This window comes from Arenibacter algicola, from assembly GCF_018860365.1.
GTDB classification, from domain to species: Bacteria; Bacteroidota; Bacteroidia; order Flavobacteriales; family Flavobacteriaceae; genus Arenibacter; species Arenibacter algicola_B.
Genome location: NZ_JAHKPO010000003.1, coordinates 166319 through 190442 on the forward strand (window position 1 = coordinate 166319; position 24124 = coordinate 190442).

At 40.5% G+C, this 24124-nt stretch carries 19 protein-coding genes and 3 tRNA genes; 10 read left to right on the forward strand and 12 right to left on the reverse strand.

What is annotated here, in order from left to right; genetic code table 11:
- The first annotated feature begins 30 nt into the window (after positions 1-30).
- Complete coding sequence (gene secDF, locus KO529_RS02645) at positions 31-2994, forward strand: protein translocase subunit SecDF (RefSeq protein ID WP_215946382.1); 2964 nt, start codon at positions 31-33, stop codon at positions 2992-2994.
- 50 nt (positions 2995-3044) lie between these two features.
- Here secDF and KO529_RS02650 read toward each other — a convergent pair whose 3' ends face one another.
- The 7 genes from KO529_RS02650 to folE form a co-directional block, all read right to left on the reverse strand.
- Positions 3045-4295, reverse strand: a complete 1251-nt coding sequence (locus KO529_RS02650; protein WP_252734285.1) for an ATP-binding cassette domain-containing protein — start codon at positions 4293-4295, stop codon at positions 3045-3047.
- A 62-nt stretch (positions 4296-4357) separates the two neighbouring features.
- Positions 4358-6571, reverse strand: a complete 2214-nt coding sequence (locus KO529_RS02655; RefSeq protein ID WP_354667762.1) for a carbohydrate binding family 9 domain-containing protein — start codon at positions 6569-6571, stop codon at positions 4358-4360.
- 80 nt (positions 6572-6651) lie between these two features.
- Positions 6652-7143: a DUF192 domain-containing protein gene (locus KO529_RS02660; RefSeq protein ID WP_215946384.1), complete on the reverse strand. Its 492-nt coding sequence runs from the start codon at positions 7141-7143 to the stop codon at positions 6652-6654.
- Positions 7144-7190: 47 nt separating this feature from the next.
- Positions 7191-8156, reverse strand: coding sequence for a prolipoprotein diacylglyceryl transferase (gene lgt / locus KO529_RS02665; RefSeq protein WP_072862167.1), 966 nt, complete (start codon positions 8154-8156; stop codon positions 7191-7193).
- Positions 8157-8334: 178 nt separating this feature from the next.
- Entirely contained in the window at positions 8335-8556 is a 222-nt protein-coding gene (yidD, locus tag KO529_RS02670; protein WP_034248263.1) for a membrane protein insertion efficiency factor YidD, read from the reverse strand.
- A gap of 113 nt (positions 8557-8669) precedes the next feature.
- Complete coding sequence (gene cysS / locus KO529_RS02675; protein WP_215946385.1) at positions 8670-10151, reverse strand: cysteine--tRNA ligase; 1482 nt, start codon at positions 10149-10151, stop codon at positions 8670-8672.
- Between the two features lie 15 nt (positions 10152-10166).
- Complete coding sequence (gene folE / locus KO529_RS02680) at positions 10167-10847, reverse strand: GTP cyclohydrolase I FolE (RefSeq protein ID WP_110355841.1); 681 nt, start codon at positions 10845-10847, stop codon at positions 10167-10169.
- 137 nt (positions 10848-10984) lie between these two features.
- Here folE and KO529_RS02685 point away from each other — a divergent pair, with 137 nt between their 5' ends.
- Entirely contained in the window at positions 10985-12790 is a 1806-nt protein-coding gene (locus KO529_RS02685) for a T9SS type B sorting domain-containing protein (protein WP_215946386.1), read from the forward strand.
- 263 nt (positions 12791-13053) lie between these two features.
- Positions 13054-14460: a T9SS type B sorting domain-containing protein gene (locus KO529_RS02690; protein ID WP_247096496.1), complete on the forward strand. Its 1407-nt coding sequence runs from the start codon at positions 13054-13056 to the stop codon at positions 14458-14460.
- A gap of 66 nt (positions 14461-14526) precedes the next feature.
- Here KO529_RS02690 and KO529_RS02695 read toward each other — a convergent pair whose 3' ends face one another.
- Positions 14527-16035: an OmpP1/FadL family transporter gene (locus KO529_RS02695; RefSeq protein ID WP_215946388.1), complete on the reverse strand. Its 1509-nt coding sequence runs from the start codon at positions 16033-16035 to the stop codon at positions 14527-14529.
- A gap of 46 nt (positions 16036-16081) precedes the next feature.
- Positions 16082-17344 carry a hypothetical protein gene (locus KO529_RS02700; RefSeq protein WP_215946389.1) on the reverse strand — a complete coding sequence of 421 codons (1263 nt, stop codon included), beginning with the start codon at positions 17342-17344 and terminating at the stop codon, positions 16082-16084.
- Positions 17345-17443: 99 nt separating this feature from the next.
- Here KO529_RS02700 and proS point away from each other — a divergent pair, with 99 nt between their 5' ends.
- From proS to KO529_RS02725, 5 genes are all read left to right on the forward strand, one after another.
- A complete protein-coding gene (proS, locus tag KO529_RS02705) occupies positions 17444-18919 on the forward strand; it encodes a proline--tRNA ligase (protein ID WP_215946390.1) in 1476 nt (491 codons plus the stop codon).
- 80 nt (positions 18920-18999) lie between these two features.
- Positions 19000-19071 (forward strand) — tRNA-Glu (locus KO529_RS02710).
- Between the two features lie 73 nt (positions 19072-19144).
- Positions 19145-19216 (forward strand) — tRNA-Glu (locus tag KO529_RS02715).
- Between the two features lie 50 nt (positions 19217-19266).
- Complete coding sequence (rpsT, locus tag KO529_RS02720) at positions 19267-19518, forward strand: 30S ribosomal protein S20 (protein ID WP_031442787.1); 252 nt, start codon at positions 19267-19269, stop codon at positions 19516-19518.
- A gap of 247 nt (positions 19519-19765) precedes the next feature.
- On the forward strand, positions 19766-21211 hold the full coding sequence (locus tag KO529_RS02725) for a purple acid phosphatase family protein (RefSeq protein WP_252734286.1): 1446 nt from the start codon (positions 19766-19768) through the stop codon (positions 21209-21211).
- Positions 21212-21297: 86 nt separating this feature from the next.
- Here KO529_RS02725 and KO529_RS02730 read toward each other — a convergent pair whose 3' ends face one another.
- The gene (locus tag KO529_RS02730) at positions 21298-22140 is read right to left on the reverse strand and encodes an AraC family transcriptional regulator (RefSeq protein WP_215946391.1); all 843 of its coding nucleotides are present in this window, start codon (positions 22138-22140) and stop codon (positions 21298-21300) included.
- A 497-nt stretch (positions 22141-22637) separates the two neighbouring features.
- Positions 22638-22714: transfer RNA gene (locus KO529_RS02735), tRNA-Arg, on the reverse strand.
- Between the two features lie 85 nt (positions 22715-22799).
- On the opposite strand from KO529_RS02735, the gene KO529_RS02740 reads away from it, so the two are divergent.
- On the forward strand, positions 22800-23312 hold the full coding sequence (locus KO529_RS02740; RefSeq protein WP_215946392.1) for an adenine phosphoribosyltransferase: 513 nt from the start codon (positions 22800-22802) through the stop codon (positions 23310-23312).
- Here the strand turns inward: KO529_RS02740 and KO529_RS02745 are convergent.
- Positions 23309-23461 carry an SsrA-binding protein gene (locus KO529_RS02745; protein ID WP_215946393.1) on the reverse strand — a complete coding sequence of 51 codons (153 nt, stop codon included), beginning with the start codon at positions 23459-23461 and terminating at the stop codon, positions 23309-23311. The genes KO529_RS02740 and KO529_RS02745 overlap by 4 nt on opposite strands.
- A gap of 226 nt (positions 23462-23687) precedes the next feature.
- Between KO529_RS02745 and KO529_RS02750 the strand changes: the two genes are divergently transcribed.
- Positions 23688-24107, forward strand: a complete 420-nt coding sequence (locus KO529_RS02750; protein ID WP_031442810.1) for a nucleoside-diphosphate kinase — start codon at positions 23688-23690, stop codon at positions 24105-24107.
- The last annotated feature ends 17 nt before the right edge of the window (positions 24108-24124 follow it).

Below are 24124 nucleotides of genomic sequence, written 5' to 3' on the forward strand. Positions count from 1 at the left end.
GAATACCATTTTTAAATTAATATATAACCAATGCAAAATAAAGGACTTATAAAGCTTTTCGCTTTTTTGTTTGGGCTAGTTAGTATCTATCAACTATCCTATACATTTATTACCAATAAAGTAGAAAAGGATGCAACTGTCTTTGCTACCAATAAAATTTCAGAATCTGAAGAAGATTACCTTGCAAAAAGGGAAGCACTGGAAGCAAGGTATTTAGACTCTATTGGGGGGAATTCCATTTTAGGATTCACCAGTTATGACGAAGCCAAGAAAAAGGAACTTAATAAGGGTCTGGATTTAAAAGGGGGAATCAATGTTACCCTTCAAATTTCTGTAAAGGATATTTTAAAAGGCCTTGCCAATAATACCAAGAATCCTGTTTTCAACAAGGCCTTGGCCGATGCCGATGCCGCTTCTAAAAATAGTGATGCAACTTATATAGACCTGTTCTTTGAGTCTTTTGACAAAATAAAAGGGGATACCAAATTGGCCTCTCCGGATATTTTTGCAAATAAAGGTTTGAGCGATGTCATTAACTTTCAAATGACAGATGATCAGGTTAAACCAATTATTAGGACTAAGATTGATGAGTCTATCGTTTCTGCTTTTGAAGTACTTCGTGAGCGTATAGATGGCTTCGGTGTTACACAGCCCAATATTCAACGTGAAGGTAATTCTGGTCGAATTTTGGTTGAATTGCCTGGTGCAAGAGATATAGGACGTGCGCAGGATTTATTGTCCAGTACGGCCCAATTGGAATTTTGGGAAACATATAAGCAAAGTAACCCTAGTTTAAGTACCTTTTTGCAGGCCGCCAACGAGAGGTTAAAAACTTTGGTAGAGGTTGAAAAGCCGGAAGAAGTTGTTAAGCCAGAATCTGAATTGGATTCTTTGTTGTCTGATGTTGCACAGGATTCATTGGATTTTTCGCAAGATGTAAATCCACTTTTCAGTTTACTTATCCCAGCAAATCCTAACGGAAATGCCTTGGTAAGTGCCGCTATTCAGGATACGGCTAAAATTGGGGAATACCTTAGAATGAAGGAAATTCGCAGATTGATTCCAGCGGATATTCAGTTTGTTAAGTTTGTTTGGGAACGTCCAACCGAAGGTTCGGAAGTTGTTGAGTTATATGCCTTAAAATCCAATAGGGACAATACACCTAGAATTAGTGGGGACGTTGTTTCCGACGCTTCGGATACTTTTGATCAATATAACAAGCCTGCGGTTACCATGACCATGAATACCAAAGGTGCAAAGGAATGGGAAAAACTAACAGGGGATGCCTTTAATAATCAGACCGGAATCGCTATCGTGTTGGATAATAAAGTGTATACTGCGCCTGGCGTTTCTTCAGGACCTATATCTGGTGGTCGTTCAGAAATTACCGGTACCTTTACTATTAATGAGACCAAGGATATTGCCAACGTACTAAGAGCGGGTAAACTGCCTGCTTCTGCAGAAATTATTCAATCGGAAATTGTAGGACCTTCTTTGGGACAGGAAGCTATTAGTAGTGGTTTCTTTTCCTTTATGATCGCTATGGCCATTGTATTGATATGGATGGTGTTTTACTACGGTAAGGCTGGTATTTTTGCCGATATCGCTTTGCTTCTAAACATCCTGTTGATCTTTGGTGTACTGGTTAGTTTAAATGCCGTTCTTACCCTGCCGGGTATAGCAGGTATTGTATTGACCATTGGTATGTCTGTGGATGCGAACGTACTTATTTTTGAACGTATTAAAGAGGAATTGGCAAAAGGTAAAGGACAGAGCCAAGCTATTGCTGATGGTTTTGGAAATGCACTTTCTTCTATCTTGGATGCCAATATTACTACTGGTTTAACGGCCCTTATATTGTTTGTCTTTGGTTCTGGTCCTATTAAAGGATTTGCTACCACCTTATTGATAGGTATAGTAACCTCATTGTTTACGGCCATATTCATCACTAGACTTTTGGTTGACTGGTATGTGAGTGGAAAAGGAAGAAAATTGGATTTCTCAACAGCCGTGACCAAAAACTTGTTCAAGAATATCAATATCGATTTCTTGGCCAAAAGAAAGATTGCCTATATAGCTTCATCCATTTTGGTGGCAATAGGACTATTCTCATTATTTACCCAAGGTCTTCAGCAAGGAGTCGATTTTGTTGGAGGACGTTCTTATACTGTAAGATTTGAGAAGATGGTAAATCCATCGGAAATCGCTTCGGAATTGAATACTGTTTTTGGAAGTGGTACCAATGTTAAAACTTATGGGGAGGCCAATCAAATTAAAATCACTACTCCTTATAAAGTGGATGTTGAAGGAATTGAGGTGGATAATGAAATTCAGAATAAACTGTATACTTCCCTTCAAAAATATTTGCCGGATGGGACCAGTTTTGAGAATTTTACCATAGGTAGTGGTGAAAAGGCCATAGGAATCCTTCAATCTGTAAAAGTGGGTCCAACCATTGCGGATGATATTAAAAAGAATGCCTTCTTGGCTATTATTGGTTCTTTGGCGGTAGTCTTCCTTTATATCTTATTTAGGTTCCGCAAATGGCAGTTCTCTTTGGGTGCAGTTGCGGCTGTATTCCATGATATATTGATTGTATTGGGTGTATTCTCCATTTTTGGTAAGCTTATGCCTTTTAATATGGAGATTGACCAAGCCTTTATCGCTGCAATACTTACGGTTATTGGTTACTCCCTGAATGATACTGTGGTAGTTTTTGACCGTATTAGGGAGATTATAGCTGAAAAGGGATGGAAAGCAGGAGAGAATACCAACTTGGCCCTGAACAGTACCTTAAGTAGGACCTTGAATACGTCCATGACCACCTTGGTAGTGTTGTTGGCAATATTCATATTTGGCGGTGAATCCCTAAGAGGATTTATGTTTGCCATGATTATAGGTATCATTGTGGGTACTTATTCCTCCTTGTTCATTGCAACTCCAGTAATGTTCGATACTTTAAAGAAGAAAACTCAAATAGGAAAGGAAGAGTAGTATTCTCTGACCAACTATAATACAAAAGGCCGCTGATCAGCGGCCTTTTTTTATATTATTTTTCCATGGGATCCTTCGGGAGATGTTTCTAGTTCATAGATAAATTGGGGTTCCAAGCCTGGTTCTTTCCTATGGGATACAAAGACAATGGCAGACTTGCTTTCCTTTGCAATTTTATTGACAAGGGATATAAAAAGCAACGCACTTTCATCATCCAGCCCTGCGGTAGGCTCATCCAAAATTAGCAGGGGAGGGTGTTTTATCATAGCCCTAGCGGTCATGACCATACGCTGTTGCCCTGCAGATAGGTCGGCGAATAGAACGTCCCTAAGATGCCACATATCCAGTATAATTAGCCATTCTTTGGCCAAGGCCTTCTGGTTTTCAGTGGCTCTTAGATAGAGTCCAACAGAATCGTTCATCCCGGAAATGACCATGTTTAGACAAGAGTGTAGGCCCGAAAATTTATCGGTCATGGCAGGGGTGTAGTACCCAATCCTTTTCTTAATGTCCCAAACGCTTTCCCCACTGCCTTTGCGCTGTCCAAAAAGGTACAGTTGTTGTCCGTAGCCTTTGTGGTTGTCTCCGGTAATCATGGAGAGCAGTGTTGATTTTCCACTTCCGTTTGGGCCTATGAGTTGCCAAAACTCCCCTTTTTTAATAGTCCAATTAATATTGTCCAGTATTTTTTTGTCCCCATATATTACGCTTATGTCCTTGCAGTCTATCAAAATGGATTCTTCATAATCCGTAGGTGTAATGGGCATGGGAATTCTACCGGCAAAAGAAGAATCTATGGATGGGTTGTATTCCTTATTTGCTTTGGATCCACTGGTAAGCGGTCGTATTGTAGATCCTTCCAAAATCATCTCTTGGGTTATGAACGGTAAAATATCGGCTTTTCTGCTTATAAGCTGAATAATATAGGTGTTTTTTGAAATATGGTCAAGAGAGGTTTTTAGGTCCTTTTGGGCGTTCTTATCCAAATTGTCGAAGGGATTGTCCAAAACAATATAATCGGGCTTTAAATGAAAGATATATTTCAATAGCGCCTTTTTTTGTTCCCCGCTGGACATCGTCTTAAGCAACTGCTGTGAATTTTTATTGATAATCTGGATTCCGTGCCTTTCCTCTTCGTCTATAAATTGGTTTAGGGTTATTTTGGAGAATAAGGCCCCATCTAAATTCTCCAGGGCGTCAAATCCTTCAGGGAGGGGACCTTCCAATACATTTTTTATGAACTGGTCCTTATGTGAGTTGTTGCTGATAAATACGGCCCAGTGTATTCTTTTGTTCATCATTAATGGCATTTTATACAATTCAACGGAATATATGATCAATTTATTTTTTGCGATTTTTGGCTTTATTTATTGAACCAATAAGTGAATTTTAATGTCAAAGCCCAATTTCTTCCTTCAAGGGGTTCGATAAGGTAGTTGTTGCTGTACACCAAAAATAGGTCGGAGGCGGGCTTATAGCGCCATTGAAACCGCGAATTTAGATTAAAGTTTTTGGATTGCTCATTGTATTGGAACAAGGTCGCAAAGAATAATTTATTGGTAAAGGTAACATCTACCTCCGAGCCAATTAGCCAAAATTCTGTGTTGTTCCATGGCGCCGGTAGATTAATGTGGTTATAACTTAAATTACTGCTTAGACTTACAAATGGCTGAAAGCGGTAACCCAATTCGCTTATAAGGCTCGTTCTATTGCCATCGGAATAATATCCTCCAAAACGTCCGCCAAAGGAATAGGTAAACATACTTTGTGGCTTGGAAATAAAATCGAAGGTATAGGCGTTCCAATGGTGCCGGGTTCCAATATCCAAGGATTCCTTGCCCGATCTTGTTGGGTCAAAAGGGGATAGTAGTTCCACGTATTCATCGGATACGCCAAAGTTTAATTTGGAACGGTCCCTAAAGTCCAACAGGTACTCTAAAAGGTTAATATTGTCGGTACGCTCCAATTTTTCATTAAAAAAATAGCTGGTGCTTAGTTTAGGGCCATGACTTAAAATAGTGCTTTTCTTTGGAAAGAATAAAAGCCCTGCATAAGAGGTTATGTTGATATATCCATTTCGCGGAACAAAGCCAACCTCGGCTGTGTAATTGTCTTCGACGGACTCTTCCTGTATTCGCCAATTCCATTTACGGCTTTTATACTCTAGATGCGCGGCTTGGGTAAATCCGTTTCCATTTTTGTTGGGGGCGAACGACTTCAGGAAAAAGGCTTTCCCTGTCCATTGATTATTGGCGGAGGCCAAATTATATTCCAATCCCAAATTTCGATTAAACCTTGGAAAAACTGTTCTAATGGAATCCGTATCCTGAGGGTAATTAATAGACTCCTTGTTTACAAACATTAGGCCAATGCTGGAACGGGCAAAAACTTTTCTTTGTAAAGAGAGCACCCCAAAATTCTGGCTGGGAAGTCCTGTTTCCTCTATACTGGCGGTTTGCATATCCATTAACCCCATCCGCCATTTGTTACTGAGATTTCCGCTTACCCTTGCACCAGCTCTAATGGGTACACCCAATCCTATTCTCCTGGAGAAGAAGGGGCGTATGGTGGCATATCCAAAGTTGGCAAACAGATCCCCGTTCTCCAAGAAGAATTGTCTTTTTTCTGGGAAAAAAAGTTCAAATCGGTCAAGATTGGTTACCTGTCGATCTACCTCTACCTGGGAGAAATCTGGGTTTACCGTCAAGTCTAAATTCAAGGAGGTACTAAGACTGAATTTAACATCGCCTCCAATTTTTTTGTCATATTGGGTATCCGTGTTATTTTCCATGTCTTCACTAATACCGCCCAATACATATGGAATAATGGAAAAATTTGTTTTTGGGGAGGGAGGAGGGGAGTCCCATACCAAAGTTCCGGTGTAGGCTAACGATGCCGTGGGAAATTGTCGGGGAATTGGTGTCCAACTCGATTTTTCACCCGATTTTAAATCCAGTCTACTAAAGTTAATGCCCCATTCGGTAACGCCATCTTCATAACGTATGGATTTGAAGGGGATGGCCATTTCGAAGACCCATTTTTCATCATCGCTTGTTACTGCGGATACCCATTTGCTGTCCCAGTTGAGATCTACATTTCCGCCACTGTGCATGGTGCCGTCCCATTGGGCGCCTGCCGCGTTGGAGCCAAAAGAATAACCGGTGGTTTGGTTGTTAAAGGGGTCCATAAATAATAAAAAGTTGTCATTTTTTCCAAAAATAAAATCGCGTCGTAATGATTCTACATAGTAAGGGCCTTTGGTGGCGTTGTAAAAAGTAGCTAAAAGGTAGAGGTTATTGTCGTCGTAGGTCATCCGGATTTCAGAGGGTTCATTCGCCATTCCGGTATCCATGGGCAATACCATGTAGAAGTTGGTTGCCACATCGGTATCCTGCCAGGCCAAATCATTCCCAATGCCATCTATTTCTATAGCTGCAGTAGTCTTGTGGATATGGAGTTGAAAGGATTGGTTTTTTTTCTGAGCAGCAAGGGGTAAGGCCAAAACAAGGGCTAAAAGAGTTAGGGGCACTTTTTTATAGGCAGACAAAGGGTTGGTATTTTTGTTGGTTGAACTCACTAAAATAGGCATTTTATGAGGATCTAAACCATTTGGCATGCTTTACTTTCAATCCCAAATACAACAATTTTACTTGCCAATTATGGTGTTTTCCTATATGCAATGGAATCCCCTACGGTTAAAGACCATTTGTCCGACATGCCAGCATTTACTTCCAGAACATATTTTACGGGAACTTTAGAGGGCAAGCTGCTTTCATTAAAGGGCTGTGCATTTTTTTGAAAACTGGCAATTTTCAATTGGTCGTCCACAAAGATAAGGTCCAAGGGAAACTCAGTGTTTTTCATATAAAAGTAATGCATGGCAACATCATCAAAAACAAACAACATGCCCTGGTTCGGCTCCATGGAACTACGGTACATGAGTCCTGTTTCCCTTTCGTAGTCGGTATCTGCTATCTCTATGTCCAAAGTAGTTAAAACGGAATCCGATTCCTTCTTCAGTATGCGGAGATCGCCTTCTTTCTTAAAGGTAACCGGAGCTGTTTTTATAGCTTTTTTCGATTCTTCCTTGCAGGAAAGCTGAATGATAAAACAAACAACAAAAAGTAGATAGATTTTATTATTTCTCATTTTACAATTACTGTTTGGTCCAGGCGCCTTTAATCTTTTCCAGTTTACTATTTTGAGGTGCCCGATTTTGGTCTAAGGATATAATAGAATCCAACTAAAATAAATGGTATGCTCAACCATTGACCGGTAGATAGCAAACCAAGTGACTCTTCAAATCCGCCCTGACTTTTCTTTACGTATTCCACAAAGAAGCGCACCGTCCATAATAGCACCAGGAATACCCCAAAAAGATACCCAAGTTTATCCTTTTTATCGGTTTTCCAATATAAATAATACAAAATGGCAAAGACAAAAATATAGCAAAACCCTTCATAGAGTTGGGCTGGATGCCTATAGGGAATAGCCTCCAAATACTCGGCAAACCTAGGGTCTTTCTCAATTAGATTGTAAGCAGCATTTACCGTTTTTTCTTTGGTAATGGATAATGCTTTGTAAGCAGGCATGTCGTCGGAATCGCGTACGAACCTAGTGGCCAGGGCAAAAGATTTTTCCACAGGTTTACCGTTGATCTCCGAATTGAAGAAATTCCCCAATCGAACACAAAAGGCACCAATGGATACTGGAATTACAATGCGATCCAGGATCCATAGAATTTTAAATTCAGGATATTTTCTGGTGTAGAGGTACATGCCAATGATAATTCCAATGGCTGCTCCGTGACTTGCCAAACCGGTAAATCCTGTAAACTCGTAACCATTAATAAACCCGAAAAGTGTGCTATCGGCACTTTCTCTAATGGGCAGCAAAATTTCCAATAAATGGTTTTGGTAATATGGCCAATCATAAAAGAACACATGGCCTAATCTTGCCCCCAACATGGTAGCCAGAACGGTATAAATAAAAAGGGAGTCTAACTGCTCCAGGGATTTTTTTTCTTTTAAGAATATCTTCTTCATGAGATACCAGCCCAATGCGAAAGCGATTATCCAAAGAAGATTGTAATATTTTATTTGTATTACCCCAATTTTAAAAAGTGTATCGGCGGGATTCCAAGTAAAGCCTAAAAAGTACATCTACGATTTTTTAAGGGACTAAGATAAGTAAATACTGCAAAGAATTGAGGTCGGAAATAGGTTAATTTGGATCTGCGGACAGGAATATATTTAGAAAAGCTTTGCTGCCTCTGTGTGCAATTATGTTAAAATTGGCTTGATAAATTATTATTAAACCAGGAATCCGGAAATAAAAAAACTATGGTACCGGGTCGTAACCACTTCCACCCCAAGGGTGACAACTAAAAATCCTTTTTAAGGCCAACCAGCCACCTTTGAACAGGCCATGTTTTTGTAGGGCTTCCAAAGTGTATTGTGAACAGGTAGGGGAATAGCGGCAAGAGGCCGGGGTAAGTGGGGAGATGAAATTTTGGTAAAACTTCACCAACAGCACAAAAGGGGCAATTAATATTTTTTTCATCTGTTTAGAAATTTCGTATTAATCTGGAAAATGTACTCTATAAAAATTTTCCGCAAAGATTAAACGCTTCACTTTCGTATAAAAGCCAATTCTGTTATGGGTAGATATCTACTTTAGCTGAGACTAAAGGTAGTGCCGTCTTTTCCATCATTCAATTGAATGCCCATCCCTGCAAGTTGGTCCCTTATTTTGTCCGATGTGGAGAAATCTTTATTGGCCCGTGCCTCATTTCGCAACTGAATAAGAAGGCCAACTACACTGCTTAATTTATCGGAATTAAGCATAGCGCTATTTTGATTTTCCAAACCTAATACATCAAAAACAAAACCGTTCATGGCCTCTATGAAAAGTTCCTTGTCCTTTTCGGTTATAGTTTCCTTGCCCTCTTTTATTAAATTGATGCGTTTTACAGCTTCAAACAAATTGGCCGTTAGCATAGGGGTGTTGAAATCATCGTTCATGGCATCGTAACCCTTCTGTTTCCACTCCTCCACATTAAAGCTGGATGACGAACTGGTAGTTAGGTTACCCATGCTGCCAATGGCATCCATCAATTTTTGAAACCCCTTTTCGGATGCGGAAAGCGCTTCGTCGCTTAGGTCCAATATACTGGTATAGTGCGCCTGCATCATAAAAAAGCGTACTACGGATGGTGTGTATGGTTTACTTAGGATTTTATTCTCGCCAGAGAACATCTCATTGGGCAAGATATTGTTTCCGGTAGATTTGGCCATTTTTTTGCCGTTCAAGGTCAGCATGTTGGCATGTAACCAATACTTTACGGGAGCATGTCCGTTGCAAGCTTCGGCCTGGGCAATTTCACATTCATGATGTGGAAATTTAAGGTCCATACCGCCACCATGTATGTCAAAAGTTTCTCCCAGATACTTGGTGCTCATGGCCGTGCACTCCAAATGCCAGCCAGGGAAACCATCTCCCCAGGGGGAAGGCCAACGCATTATATGCTGGGCTTCCGCTTTTTTCCACAACGCAAAGTCCTGTGGACTCTTTTTTTCGTCCTGAGCGGCCAATTCACGGGTATTGGCAATCATATCCTCCAATTTTCTCCCACTTAATTTACCGTACTCATTGGTCTTGTTGAATTTTTCAACATCAAAATAAACAGACCCGTTAATTTCGTAGGCATATCCTTTTTCCAGGATATTCTTTATGATTTCAATTTGCTCAATAATGTGTCCGGTGGCGGTAGGTTCAATGCTTGGGGGCAATAAATTGAATTTTTGCAATATGCTGTGAAAATCCAGGGTATATTGTTGAACCACCTCCATGGGTTCCAATTGTTCCAATCTCGCTTTCTTGGCAATCTTATCCTCTCCGTCTTCCGCATCATTCTCCAAATGCCCGGCGTCTGTAATATTCCGGACATATCTCACCTTGTAACCCAAATGCTTTAAATACCTGAAGATCATGTCGAAAGACATAAAGGTTCGGCAGTTGCCCAAATGTACATTGCTGTAAACGGTAGGTCCACAGACGTACATGCCTACATGACCCTCGCTTAAAGGTTCAAAAACTTCTTTTTCTCCCGTAAGGGAATTGTAAACTTTTAATTTTTGAGTTTGGTACAAAGACATTATTAAGCGGGACAATTAAAATTTGGTATCGATGTTTATATAGTCTAAAAATTCTCGTCTAACGGCCTCTTCCTTAAATTTTCCACCGTATTCTGCCGTTACGGTACTACTTTCAATGTCGCGTATGCCCCGGGAATTTACACATAAATGTTTGGCGTCTATAACACAGGCAACATCTTCCGTTCCTAAAACCTCTTGAAGTTCCCTTACGATCTGAATATTTAGTCGCTCCTGGACCTGTGGTCTTTTGGCGTAATAATCCACTATCCTGTTCATTTTGGACAAGCCAACAACGGTACCTTTGGAAATATAGGCCACGTGGGCTTTCCCCACTATTGGCAATAAATGATGTTCGCAGGTGGAGTATAGTGTTATGTTTTTTTCCACTAACATTTCACCGTACTTGTATTTATTGTCGAAGGTGGATGATTTGGGCCGTCGTTTTGGATTTAGTCCCCCAAAAATTTCATTGACGAACATTTTGGCCACCCTATTCGGGGTTCCCTTTAAACTGTCGTCCTCTAGGTCGAGGCCCAAAGTCAGCATTATTTCGTTTACACTGCCTCTGATACGGGCTATTTTTTCTTCATCACTTAGCACAAATGCATCCTTACGTAAAGGTGTGTCCTCAGCAGCGGAAACGTGATCGTCCCCTAACTCTTCAAAATGCTTTTCCAATGCGTTGTCGATTTTCATTAAAATATTGCTTTTTAAGGCAGCAAAGATATACATTATATGCCACTTTATACCAAGTTTGCTTACTTACACAACATAAATTAGTGTTAACTAAACTAGGGTGTTACTTTTGAAATTCCCAAATTTTATAGGTATTCATGAACAGGTTGGTCGTCGTTTTAGGTGTTATTTGGTGTCTAGGTACTACTTTGGCCAAGGCCCAAGTGGCTCCGGATTGCTCAAATGCGGTGCCTATTTGCAACAATACACCGGTCAACGGCGGTACTAATGGCTATGGTGCTGATGACTTTAAAGGTGCCGGGAAATCCGGTTGTTTGGAAAAAACACCTTCAGGCGCAATTGAATCCAATGCTGCGTGGTATAGATTTAGGACGGGTGCCTCTGGACAATTAGGATTTAATATTGGTTTCGATTCTAACGAAGATTGGGATTTTGCCCTTTATAAGGCCAGTGATTGCAATTCCTTGGGTGACCCCATACGCTGTAATTTTTTTGATAATAGGGATGCCAATAGTTTTATTGGTGTAGGGGAGGACCCTCAAGGTGCAACGGATAATGTTCAATACGAAGAATGGTTGGAGGTTTTGCCCGGTGAAGATTACTACTTGTTGGTGAATAATTTTAGTAATATTAATTCTGGCTTTTCCATTCAGTTCACAGGTCAAATCTTTGTTACCAATCCTTATGATGCATTGGATTGTGCAATAATCAACAATCTTTTGGGGCCTCCAATTGCGGCGTGTAACAATGAAAACATTGTTTTGGATGCCTCTACTGCCGATGTAGTAAGTTATACCTGGTATAAGGATGTAGGAAATGGTTATGCTGTAATTCCAGGGGAAGTATCCGCTACCTTAAATGTGTTGGAAGCCGCTTTTTACCGAGTGGAAGTAATAACCCAGTCCCAGAATAATATAATTAGTGATGTGCAAGTGGGGTTTTCCCAAGCGCCTACAACATCTCCTGTAGATGATGAACACCTGTGCCTAGATTCCGGTTATTTTTATTTAAGTGATAAGGATCAAATGGCATTGGGCGGACAATCTGCGAATGACGTAATTATATCCTATCATAGCAGTTTGGCCGATGCGGATGCAGGGGTAAATGCCCTGCCTTTGGAATATGGGTTGCAGGCTGGGGAACAACAGATATATATCAGGGCTACCTCCGTACAGAATCCCAGATGCTATGATGCTTCAGAGGATTTTAAATTAACGGTTCATAAACCTTTGGCTCCTAATTTTCCCTTGGAGGTTTTTCTCTGCGAAGGGGAGGTCAATGCTGTAATTGGGGAGGCGGTCCCGGATCCAGAATATAATTATCTTTGGAGTACAGGTGAAATAACTTCCAGTATAACAGTTGCCCAGGGCGGGGAATATTCCTTGACGATTACCGATAAGCTTGGTGTTTCAGCATGTGACAATACCTTTATGATTAATGTTTATGCTTCAAAAACACCGCATATAAAGGAGGTGATAATAGAGGATCTGCAGGATAGCAATACCGTTACGATAGTTTCCGATAGGGAGGGCGATTTTGAATATCGTTTGGATGAAGGGACATATCAGCCAGATAATAAATTTTATAATGTACTTCCCGGTAGGCATAGCGTTACATTGAGCGATTTGAATGGTTGCGGATCTGCCACGGAAACCATTGTTGTGGTGGGGTTTCCTAAGTTTTTTACCCCCAATGGGGACGGGGCAAACGATGTTTGGAACATTGTAGGTATTTCCAGCTTGGAAGAACCTATATTAACGGTTTATAATAGGTATGGAAAGTTGCTTAAACAATTGTCCCAAAATAGCATGGGTTGGGATGGCACCTATAATGGTGTGGCATTGCCTTCGGACGATTATTGGTTCAAGCTTAGTTTTAAGGATCAAGATGGTCAGCGTATCATGGCAAAGCATATTAATAATCATTTTTCCTTAAAACGTTAATACTAAATTGGTGGGGCGGTAACTCATATCTATCCTGCCAATCTTGATGGCCATTGTCTGCAAATGCTATTTAATAATTGCGTACAAACGATGGGTATCCGGGACTGGCAAAGCCACAATGGATACATATAAAAAAGGCCAAGTTTTTGTGATAAAATATACCTCCTATATACTAAATCATTTTCATAAGAGTTATTATACTTGATTTAAGTATGTATTTAGCCCCAATTTCTATGCGGACACTTATCTGTTCTATATGTGTTATGTTACTGTTTGTCAGTAATATAGTTGCACAAAATTCACCGGATTGTAGGAGTGCTATTCCTGTTTGTGCAGATGGCCAGCCAATTATGCCAATTGTTGATGGCAGTGGTGATATAGACGACTTTGATCCTGATGTAATTCGGCAAAGTGGTTGTTTGGAGAAAGGAAGTGTAAGTTCTGCGAATATCGAAAACAACACCTCTTGGTTCGTTTTTAGAGCAGGTACAGGCGGTCAGGTAGGTTTTGACATAGAGGCTTTGCCGGTAACGGGTACTACAATAACAGCGGAGTGGGACTTTGCGGTTTATGGTCCTTATGATCAGACCAGTGGGCAAAATTTCTGTTCGATTATAGGAAGTGGATCAGAACCTATCCGTTGTAATTATGAAGCCAATAATACGCGTTTCACGGGAATAGGGATTAATCCGGAGAATGGGGATGTGGGTGCTCCTTTTTTAAAGCAAAGCCAAAACACATATGACGAATGGTTAGATGTACTCCCAGGAGAAATCTACTATATTTTCATTAATAATTTCAACACCAATTTCGATGATGATGCCGAGCAATTTTCATTGACTTTTACGGGTAGTTCGGTTGATGCCGATCAAGATAATGCGTTGGATTGTACCTTACGTGACGAATTTTTGGGATTGGATATAATTGCTTGTGAGGATGATCCGGACATCACCTTATCTGCACAAAATTCTCCTTTTGGACCTGATATTACAAGTGTTGTTTGGACTGTAGATTATGAGGACGATGGCGTTATTGATGCCACCTTGCCGGGATCCGGACCTTCCAATGCCGAATTGGTGGTCAGTAGCCCCAATTCTGGACGCTATTTTGTTGAACTGACCAACAGTTTTGGAAATGATGTAGGTGATAATATACTAATCACCTTTTTTGGAACCCCAGTACTGCAGGAGGTAATCGTTAGGGATGACCTTTCTGATAACAACATTGTAGAAATAGTAGTGGCCAACCCGGACGGTAATTATGAATATGCCATTAACGGAGGCGAATTTCAGGATGATCCTGTTTTTAATAATGTGCCACCCGGGGTAAATACGGTGATTATAAATGATAAAAATGGTTGTGGAACTACGGAGCCTATAGAGTTTTTAGTGGTCGGGTATCCCAAGTTCTTTACGCCCAATGCCGATGGTATCCATGACCGTTGGAATGTATATGGAATCTCCACCTTGATAGATCCGGTGGTATTTATATTTGATCGTTACGGCAAACTCCTTAAACAGATTGATGAAACCACAATAGGTTGGGATGGTACCTTTAATGGAAGGCCAATGCCTTCATCGGACTACTGGTTTAGGATGGACTATTCACGGGACGAAGACGGAATCATTGTTGCGCGTTCTGTAAGGACCCATTTTACTTTGAAGCGATAGCTATTTATTTCAAAACAAAAAAGACGGGTAAATCCCGTCTTTTTTGTTTCTAGCCTATTGTGTTCTTTAGAAATTCAGGGTATAGCCCAAACTTACTACGGAGTTTTTATTGGTTATGTTGGCCGGTGTTGGAAGGCCAACATCAAACAGTTGTTTGTTTATGTCCTGACTGGAGTAGTTGTAGGATAGGTCTAGCCTGCTTCCTCCAAAATTATAACCGATACCACCTGAATAGCCATTTAAATCGCCTATGGTACCCCCATTGGCGTACGGACTCTGTTCAAATCTATATCCTGCCCTTAAACTTAAGGCTTCAATGCGGTACTCACCACCTAATCTAAAAGTTGAAACGGCACTTAACTTATCGGAAATGAAATCGTTTTCTGAGGCAAAACTAGGATCCGAACCTGGTCTTAACTCTGCTTTTGACATGTCTTGATAGCTATAGTCGAAACTTAAAAGGCCATTCTGACCAAATATCATAGCCAAACTTCCTGTTAATTTCCCTGGTATTTTAATGGTATAGTCCTCAAAAACATTAATGATATTAAAGTTGATAAATGAAATATCGCTATCCGCCAGATCCGAATATATTTTTTGAGAGGTTTCGTCTGATAAATTGTACCAGGTTGGGGATTGATAACTACCACCTATTCTAAAATTTTCATTTAATTTCCCAATGGCCCCCAGGCTAAAGGAAAAACCATTTCCTTGGGTCCTAAGTAAATTATCGAAGGTTATAGTCTGAATTTCCGAATCGGAATCAAAGCCTCTTTCGGATAATCTGGTAAGTTTGTCCAGAAATACACTATGAATGTTCAGGGAAGCACCCAAATACAGATTGTCACCGTACTGTGAGGCTAAATTTGCGGTAAACTTACTGTTGTATCCAGCAGTACTCTGAGAGTAATCTTGGTTAAGGGTACTGTATTTCGCATTGGAGATATAATCGGTATTATTGTCATCCGAGAAATCTACAGGGTCTATTATACCACCGTAATATCCCAAAAATGCTTGCTGGTCCACAAAACCTAAGGTGGATCCTATGTCCAGGTAGGCTTCTTCTATGTACTCGCCGTCTTGTATTAGAAGTGGACCAAAAGGTACTCCGTTGGCCAAATCCAAAAAGTAATTATCTATGCCCTGATTACTATTACCGGAAACAAAAAGGTCATCGTCAAAATTTTTGATCAGGTCATAGTTAAATGCCAATGCTAATTTTCTCCATGGAGAACTGGCATTGGTGCTTTTAAATACAAAAACACCCCCAACTTGATTAAGATCCAACGAATTTAAGGAGGTGCTGGAGCTACCATTGAAATAAAGGGCATCATTTTTAACATTGTAATTGGATCCGGTTATGGATAACAAGCTGTTGTTGAAAACAGCCGAACCGGCAGGATTTACGTTTAGGGAGGATAAATCTCCCCCCAATGCACCAAATGCGCCATTTAATCCTTGAAAACGTGCTGTACCATAGGAACCTTCTCCGCTAAGCCTTAAAACATCATTGATGTTCTGAGCACTCGCAAATGCACATACCAATAGTAGAATGAAAGTGTAATTCCTTTTCATTTTATTTAATTTTGAAAGTTTTTATTGAAATAAGGGACCATGTTTTTTAGTTGCGCCTTCCGCTACTTCTACTACTGGATGACGAAGATCTTGAAGAAGAACTGCTAGAGCTTCTAACGCTACCACTGGAACTGCTGGAGCTGCTAGAACTTCTATAGGTACTACTCGATGATCTGGTTGGAGTGCTGCTGGAGCTACTTCTGTAGTTTCCACTTGAAGACCTTGTCGGAGTTGAGCTTCTGTAGGTTCCACTGGATGACCTTGTAGGCGTACTACCGGAACTTCTATAAGTAGAGGTTCTGGGAGCTGTGCCCTTATAGGTTCCGCTAGAGCTGTTGCTCCTGTATGTCTGATTGCTTCTGGAGCTACTATTGTAATTTGGTACCGTCCTGGTGCTTCTGCTGGTGCGGTATGATCTGTTTCTTTCCAAAGCATCTACCCCAACATTACTGCGCGATGTAGTTCCAGTTCTATTGACATTACTGCGGCCGGTGGTGCTTCTATATCTGCTAGTGCTTGTTCGGTTTGCAGTGCCTATATTGGATCTTCCGTTTAGAGCAGTGCTCCTAAGATTGGTATTGGAGTTGTAAACACCTCTCCTGCTAGCGCTGTAGGCGTAATTTCTATTGTAGTAATTGTTGCCGAACCTACTGCGGGAATAGTAATATGGGTAGTGTCGGTAAGGAGAATAGAAGTAAGGGCTGTAATAACCGCTCCATCCGTAGCCTCCCCAGCCCCAGTTGTTCCATCCGTAGCCACCCCAGCCCCAATTGTTCCAACCATATCCATATCCGTAACGGTTCCATCTCCAAGGGTTGTAATATCCGTAATAGCCTCCGTAGAAGCCGCCGTAAAAACCACCATATCCCCATGCAAATGGAGAGCCGCCCCAACCCCAATCGTCATAAATGTTGATGTTCACATTGGTGGCATTATCCCCCCATGATCCGTACCCATTATAGTCGTTGTTGGTGGCATTATAGCCTAGATCCTGGTTATAGTCAAGGCTGTCGGATTCCATGTCACTATAATATCCATCAACATCGGTGAATACCTCGCTATCCAGAATCTCTCCATATTCATCGGCCTTTTGTCCAAAATAATCGCCATAGGCATTTGGTTTTTGGGTGGGCTGTTGTGTTCTTGGCCGTTGTTCGGTTACCCGAACTTGCTCGGTCCTATTGGAATAGATGCCATCATTATCATAATACGAGGCTTGCTGGTAAGACCCGCAAGATGCCAATACTATGCTAAGGAGTACAACAGTTGCTGCTATATGTATTCTTCGGTGGGGTAGAGAATGTATCATCGCTGTAAATTTAATTGTTGAACATTGTAAAAATAGTTAGTTTTGCCGAACTATTTCATTTAAATATAAGGTCGCAAGTTTTGTGCCAAACTTACTGGTATGGGTAAAAATTTAACGAAAAGAGCAGAGGATTATTCCAAATGGTATAATGAACTTGTTGTAAAAGCGGATTTAGCTGAAAATTCGGGAGTTAGGGGTTGTATGGTCATTAAACCTTATGGCTATGCCATATGGGAAAAGATGCAGGCCCAATTGGATATAATGTTCAAGGAAACTGGGCATGAGAATGCCTATTTCCCATTGTTTATTCCTAAGTCCTACTTGAGCAAAGAGGCCAGTCATGTGGAAGGTTTCGCCAAGGAATGTGCCGTGGTGACCCATTATAGGCTAAAAAATGCCGAGGATGGTAGTGGTATTATTGTGGACCCCGATGCCAAGCTGGAGGAAGAGCTTATTGTTAGGCCTACATCCGAAACAATTATATGGGATACCTATAGAAGATGGATTCAGTCTTATCGGGATTTGCCACTGCTGATCAACCAATGGGCCAATGTGGTGCGATGGGAAATGAGAACCCGACTTTTCTTGAGAACTGCGGAATTTTTATGGCAGGAAGGCCATACTGCGCATGCTACCGAAAAGGAAGCCATTGCCGAGGCAGAACAGATGATGGATATATATGCGGAATTTGCAGAAAATTACATGGCGGTACCTGTTATTAAAGGAACCAAAACGGCCAGCGAACGTTTTGCGGGTGCATTGGAGACCTACTGTATAGAGGCCTTAATGCAGGATGGTAAGGCCTTGCAGGCCGGTACCTCGCATTTTTTGGGACAAAATTTCGCCAAGGCTTTTGATGTGAAGTTTGCTACCAAGGAAGGGGTGCAGGAATATGTGTGGGCAACATCTTGGGGAGTCTCTACCCGCTTGATGGGGGCGTTGATCATGACCCATAGCGATGATAACGGTCTGGTATTGCCACCCAAATTGGCTCCAATACAAGTCGTAATTGTACCTATTTATAAAGGTGAAGATCAATTGGATGCTATTTCGGAAAGAGTGGCTCCTCTGGTAAAGGAATTGAGATCCAAAGGAATCTCTGTAAAATATGATAACCGGGATACCCATAAGCCTGGATTTAAGTTCAATGAGTACGAGTTGAAAGGAGTGCCTGTTCGTTTGGCGATAGGGCAGAGGGATATGGATAATGGTACTTATGAAGTGGCACGTAGGGATACTTTTGAAAAGGAAACCGTCAAGGGCGATGAGGTAGTGGCTAAAATTGAGTTTTTGTTGGAGGATATTCAGGCAAATATTTATAATAAGGCCCTGGATTATAGAGAAACACATATAACCGAGGTAAATTCTTATGAAGAATTTAAAGAAGTTTTGGAAAGTAAGGGTGGATTTTTATCGGCACATTGGGATGGGACCTCGGAAACGGAAGAATTAGTGAAAGAGCAAACAAAAGCTACTATTCGCTGCATTCCTATAGATGTCAAAGAAGAGGCCGGAGTCTGCATGGTAACGGGAAAACCCTCCTCCAAAAGAGTGCTTTTTGCTAAGGCGTATTAAAAGATTTTAAAAAATTTTATTTAGGTCTTGCGATAGTAAAAAATAATTGTATTTTTGCATCCGCAATTATGCGATTTGATGGTCCGTTCGTCTAGGGGTTAGGACGCCAGGTTTTCATCCTGGTAACAGGGGTTCGATTCCCCTACGGACTACTAAAGGTTATTTTGAAATTTTGGGGTACTGATGGCAACTTATAAGTTCTGTCCGTACTTGAAACCAAAAAATGGTCCGTTCGTCTAGGGGTTAGGACGCCAGGTTTTCATCCTGGTAACAGGGGTTCGATTCCCCTACGGACTACACAGTATGTTTAGGGGTGTAACCCAATAAAAAAATTAATTAAATAGAAAATGGCAAATCATAAGTCAGCATTAAAGAGGATTAGAAGGAACGAAGCGGTAAGGTTACGTAACAGGTACCAGCATAAAACGACCCGTAACGCTATCAGAAGATTGCGTACAGAGGAGGATAAGAAAGCTGCTGAAACTTTGTTGCCAAGCGTGGTAAGTATGATCGATAGATTGGCTAAGCGCAATATTATTCATTCCAACAAAGCTGCAAACTTAAAGAGCAAGTTGACTAAGCAAGTAGCTGCACTATAAGTTTTATAATTTATATTAAGGAACGCCCTTCGTTAGAATGGGCGTTTTTTTGTTTTTGCTATCCACCATATTTCTCTTGTTATAAAAGTGTTTTATATAGGATAAATAATGGGGGATATCAATTTGGGTTAAGATATATAATGAAATTATCAAGATACCGTAAGGTTAAAGATATGCTTCTGAAAACCGTAGGTAATTCAATGAAATCATATTATATTCGGATTTCATTTTTTTTAATCCAAACGAATTGAAACAGAAAGTAATGGGAAAACTACGCTTTACACAAAAATTAGGGTTTATTGTATTCACGATTCTCTTAGGCTGTAAGTCGCAACAGGAAAAAGTACCACATAGTCACTCCCATGAAACTGAACACTCCCATTCCCATGCACACAGCCACTATCCGGAACATGATTCCATAACGGCCCATAAACTAATGTTTCCTTCCCAAGTACCGGACAGGGTGATTGCCAATTTAACGGCGGATCCAGCCCATAGCATGGCCGTGAATTGGAGAACGGATCAACAGGTGGAAGCTGGATTTGTCGAAATTGCCATAGCGACCGATGGACCGGAGTTTTTGTTGAAAGACGTAAGACGAGTGGAAGCGAAAAGTGAAATTTTTCAAAATCAGAACAGAAAGGAGCCCCTTGTAAAAGCGGTATACCATTCAGCTTTAGTGAAAAATTTACAGCCAAAAACCACCTATGTGTATAGGGTTGGTAATGGAAAGGAAGGCAACGATGGTTGGAGCGAATGGTTCCAATATACCACGGCTAGTGCCACTTCGGGAGACCCTTTTAGCTTTATTTATTTTGGGGACGCCCAAAATAATGTGAAATCGCTCTGGTCCAGGGTAATACGAAATTCTTACCGAAAATTTCCAGAAGTTGATTTTATGTTACATGCTGGCGATCTAATAAATGACAGGGATGCCAATCTGGAATGGGGAGAATGGTTTTATGCAGGTAGCTTTATTCATGCCACGGTGCCAAGTGTTATGACGCCGGGTAATCATGAATACAGGGATGGTGTATTGACCTCCTTATGGAAACCACAATTCACTTTGCCTGAAAATGGACCAATTGAGGAATTAAAAGAAACGTGTTTTGTAATTGATTATCAAGACATGAAATTGATTTCTATCGATAGCGAAGGTTATGATGAAAGTTTGGAAGCCCGTTCGGCACAGATAAAATGGCTAGATTCCGTATTGCAATCAAACACTAAAAAATGGATAACCATTTTCACGCATTATCCAGTTTATTCTACCAAAGAAGGGCGAGACAATTGGGAGCTGAGAGAAGGTATAAAGCCTTTGATAGATAAATATGGGGTAGATTTGGTATTACAAGGGCATGATCATACCTACGCAAGAGGCTATCCTGATAACGAAGGTAAGGGTCTGACACTTCTGGACGATGCCGGTACCGTTTATGCAGTTTCTATTAGTGGCCCTAAAATGTACGAATCCGCGGACCAGGATTGGATGGTACGAAGGGGGGAATACACCCAATTGTTTCAAATAATTACCGTTACTAAAGATACCATTAAATATGAGGCGTATACGCCTATAGGCAACCTGTATGATGCCTTCGACCTTATTAAAAAGGACGGCAGGAAGCAGCTTATCAATAGAGTGCCGGATAGTCCCATCCGATTAAAAAAGGACTTTGTGAGAGAAGATAAATAGAGAATTCTATTTACGTTGTTGTTCAGTTAAGTCGTAATAAATGGTCTTTTTATTGATGTTGACCATAATTTAATGGTTAATTAATTTTATCGCTGTCTACGATAATCTGTAGGAGTAACGCCTTTAATTTCTTTAAACTTCCTGTTGAAATTGGCTATGGTTCTAAATCCGCATTGTTCGGATATCATGGAAATTGAAAGGTCGGGGTTGCTATTGATAAGTTTACAGGCATTTTCAATTCGTATTTCAATCAAAAATTGAAAAAATGTTTTGTTGGTTCGTTTTTTAAAATAGCGGCAAAAGGAATTCTTGTTCATATGGGCCTTGTCCGCAATCTCTTCCAAAGTAATAGGTTCGTAGAACTTTTCCATGGCATATTTAAACACATCGTTCATGCGTTTTCCCTCGTCGTCCGTATATTTCTTTTTATAAACAAAGGACGATAGCGGAGTCGTTTCCGCTGTACTTATCAAATTTATTATTTTTAAAAGCGTAGCTACCCTTTCTATCTTATTCTGATGACTAAGTTTATTGAATTGCTTCGTGATTTTCTGTTTTTTGGAAAGTACCTTCAATCCGTATTCCGAACCCTTAAAGAATTCCTTGGTTTCTGCCATATCTGTTAACTCGAAAAAATGCCTTCCAAACGCGTCCTTTTTAAAAAATAAGGAGCACATGATAGATTCATCACTTTTGTGGGAATCACTTTTAAAAACATGGGGAACATATCCTCCAATTACCAAAATGTCGTTTTCCTTGTATTCGTTTATGGTGTCTGCGACAATAAAAGATCCAGACCCTTTTACGACAAGGCTTATTTGTATTTCCTGATGTTGGTGAAGTTGGCCATAAAATATCCTTTCGCGATCTTCTTGGTAGATGAGGGCTTCGTTTTTTGGTTTGGGTATTTTAAAGGGAAGTACCTTCAAGAATTGTTTTTGCAAATATTAGGTAAAAATATAATATTATGCAGTTTTTGGGGTAATATAGTATAACAATATGCTATTCTGAAGGAATTATAGCTCTTTAAAGGGTAATCCGCTTAGCCCAAGAACCGGAAAAGTTTCGCTTGGAAGTCGGGTAAAAAAATAAAGGCAGAGTTTCAAGTTAAATATCCTGTGGCTTGGGTTTTTTTGAAATAGAACAGGATTGATTCCAGGATCTAGTAGTATTAATTTTCATGCCAAAATTTTGAGCAAGCCCAATTTTTCCGCAAAAAAAAAGAACCACGCCTAAAAGACGTGGTTTCTTGCTTGTGGTGACCTCGACTGGAGTACCTTCGGTTTTCCATTGAGCTCCGTTTTGCAAATAAGAAACCCCGCAGTTATCGCTGCTGGTTCTTTGTTTTACTTCAAAACCTCAAACTGCGTTTGGCTTTTTCCGCAAAAAAAAGAACCACGCCTAAAAAGACGTGGTTTCTTACTTGTGGTGACCTCGACTGGATTCAAACCAGTAACCTTCTGAGCCGTAATCAGATGCGCTATTCAGTTGCGCCACGAGGCCATTGTAAAAATTCATTTTTCCCGTTTAACGGGCTGCAAATATATTTCTTTTTAAATTTACCACAAAATTACAGCAACCAAAATAAATGGATTTAAAGAAATATATTCGGGATATCCCGGATTTCCCAGAAAAAGGAATCTCCTTTAAGGATATTACGCCCTTATTACAGGATGCTAACGCCTTGGCGAGCGCAGCCGAGGCCCTGTTTGAAATGATCAAAAATAAAAAGGTAGATAAAGTAGTGGGTATGGAGAGTCGCGGGTTTTTCTTCGCACCCCTATTGGCAACCCGACTCAATGCCGGCTTTGTCCCCGTTAGAAAGCGCGGAAAGTTGCCGCATCAAACAATTAGTGAGCCCTATGCCCTGGAATATGGTACGAATGTTCTGGAAATTCATGTGGATAGTATAATAAAAGGGGAGAAGGTACTTATTCATGATGATGTACTGGCTACCGGAGGGACAGCAAAAGCTGTTTGTAAACTTATAGAAAAGTTGGGTGGAGAAGTAGTGCAGTGCAACTTTTTGTTGGAACTAAAGTTTTTAAAGGGCAGGGACAAGTTGTCCGATTACCCCATTGAGGCCCTTATACAATATTAATCCAAGGCATTCGTGGTTACTAAGTAACGCCAACCTATAATGGCCATTTGTATTTTTGTGGCCTTTGAAAGGTCCAGCTGTTTTTTTGAATAGGACGGCAATACCAACTTATTTAATTTTGCCAGAAGTTTAAAGAAATTTTTTTTCATCCGTTACAATTGTTTTTGGGATTGGATCCTAAAGTTAGTGGCTTATGTTCATATTGGTACAAATATAGGGACTAAGTGGAAAAAAGGTATATGGTTTTGATTTGTAGGTTCAAATGCATCTTGAAAAGGGTGTCATCATCGATAAAGTGTATTATAGATCATAAGATGTACCCCAAATATTGTGAGTTTTAGAATAAAACGTATTTTTGCGCAAAATTTAAGAGTAATGAGCACAAATAGAACATTTACCATGATTAAGCCCGATGCCGTTGAGAATGGACACATCGGTGGAATTTTGGACAAAATAACTTCGGCCGGATTCAAGATCGTGGCAATGAAATATACGCAATTGAGCAGAAGGGATGCACAAGCGTTTTATGCAATACATAAGGAACGTCCTTTTTTTGGGGAATTGGTTGATTTTATGACCAGAGGGCCAATTGTATCCGCTATCCTGGAAAAGGATAATGCGGTTGAAGATTTTCGCGCCTTGATCGGGGCAACAAACCCTGCAGATGCTGCAGAAGGGACTATACGAAAATTGTTCGCTACCTCAATAGCTGAAAATGCGGTACATGGTTCTGATAGTGACGAAAATGCTGCCATAGAAGGTGCATTTCATTTTGCTGGAAGGGAAATTTTCTAAGAACCTATTTTCATATT

Bases quoted from the DNA above. Each gene is read 5' to 3' on its own strand.
- secDF (WP_215946382.1), top strand. From the start codon at position 31: ATGCAAAATAAAGGACTTATAAAGCTTTTCGCTTTTTTGTTTGGGCTA.
- KO529_RS02650 (WP_252734285.1), bottom strand. From the start codon at position 4,295: ATGATGAACAAAAGAATACACTGGGCCGTATTTATCAGCAACAACTCA.
- KO529_RS02660 (WP_215946384.1), bottom strand. From the start codon at position 7,143: ATGAGAAATAATAAAATCTATCTACTTTTTGTTGTTTGTTTTATCATT.
- lgt (WP_072862167.1), bottom strand. From the start codon at position 8,156: ATGTACTTTTTAGGCTTTACTTGGAATCCCGCCGATACACTTTTTAAA.
- yidD (WP_034248263.1), bottom strand. From the start codon at position 8,556: ATGAAAAAAATATTAATTGCCCCTTTTGTGCTGTTGGTGAAGTTTTAC.
- cysS (WP_215946385.1), bottom strand. From the start codon at position 10,151: ATGTCTTTGTACCAAACTCAAAAATTAAAAGTTTACAATTCCCTTACG.
- folE (WP_110355841.1), bottom strand. From the start codon at position 10,847: ATGAAAATCGACAACGCATTGGAAAAGCATTTTGAAGAGTTAGGGGAC.
- KO529_RS02685 (WP_215946386.1), top strand. From the start codon at position 10,985: ATGAACAGGTTGGTCGTCGTTTTAGGTGTTATTTGGTGTCTAGGTACT.
- KO529_RS02690 (WP_247096496.1), top strand. From the start codon at position 13,054: ATGTTACTGTTTGTCAGTAATATAGTTGCACAAAATTCACCGGATTGT.
- KO529_RS02695 (WP_215946388.1), bottom strand. From the start codon at position 16,035: ATGAAAAGGAATTACACTTTCATTCTACTATTGGTATGTGCATTTGCG.
- KO529_RS02700 (WP_215946389.1), bottom strand. From the start codon at position 17,344: ATGATACATTCTCTACCCCACCGAAGAATACATATAGCAGCAACTGTT.
- proS (WP_215946390.1), top strand. From the start codon at position 17,444: ATGGGTAAAAATTTAACGAAAAGAGCAGAGGATTATTCCAAATGGTAT.
- rpsT (WP_031442787.1), top strand. From the start codon at position 19,267: ATGGCAAATCATAAGTCAGCATTAAAGAGGATTAGAAGGAACGAAGCG.
- KO529_RS02740 (WP_215946392.1), top strand. From the start codon at position 22,800: ATGGATTTAAAGAAATATATTCGGGATATCCCGGATTTCCCAGAAAAA.
- KO529_RS02745 (WP_215946393.1), bottom strand. From the start codon at position 23,461: ATGAAAAAAAATTTCTTTAAACTTCTGGCAAAATTAAATAAGTTGGTA.
- KO529_RS02750 (WP_031442810.1), top strand. From the start codon at position 23,688: ATGAGCACAAATAGAACATTTACCATGATTAAGCCCGATGCCGTTGAG.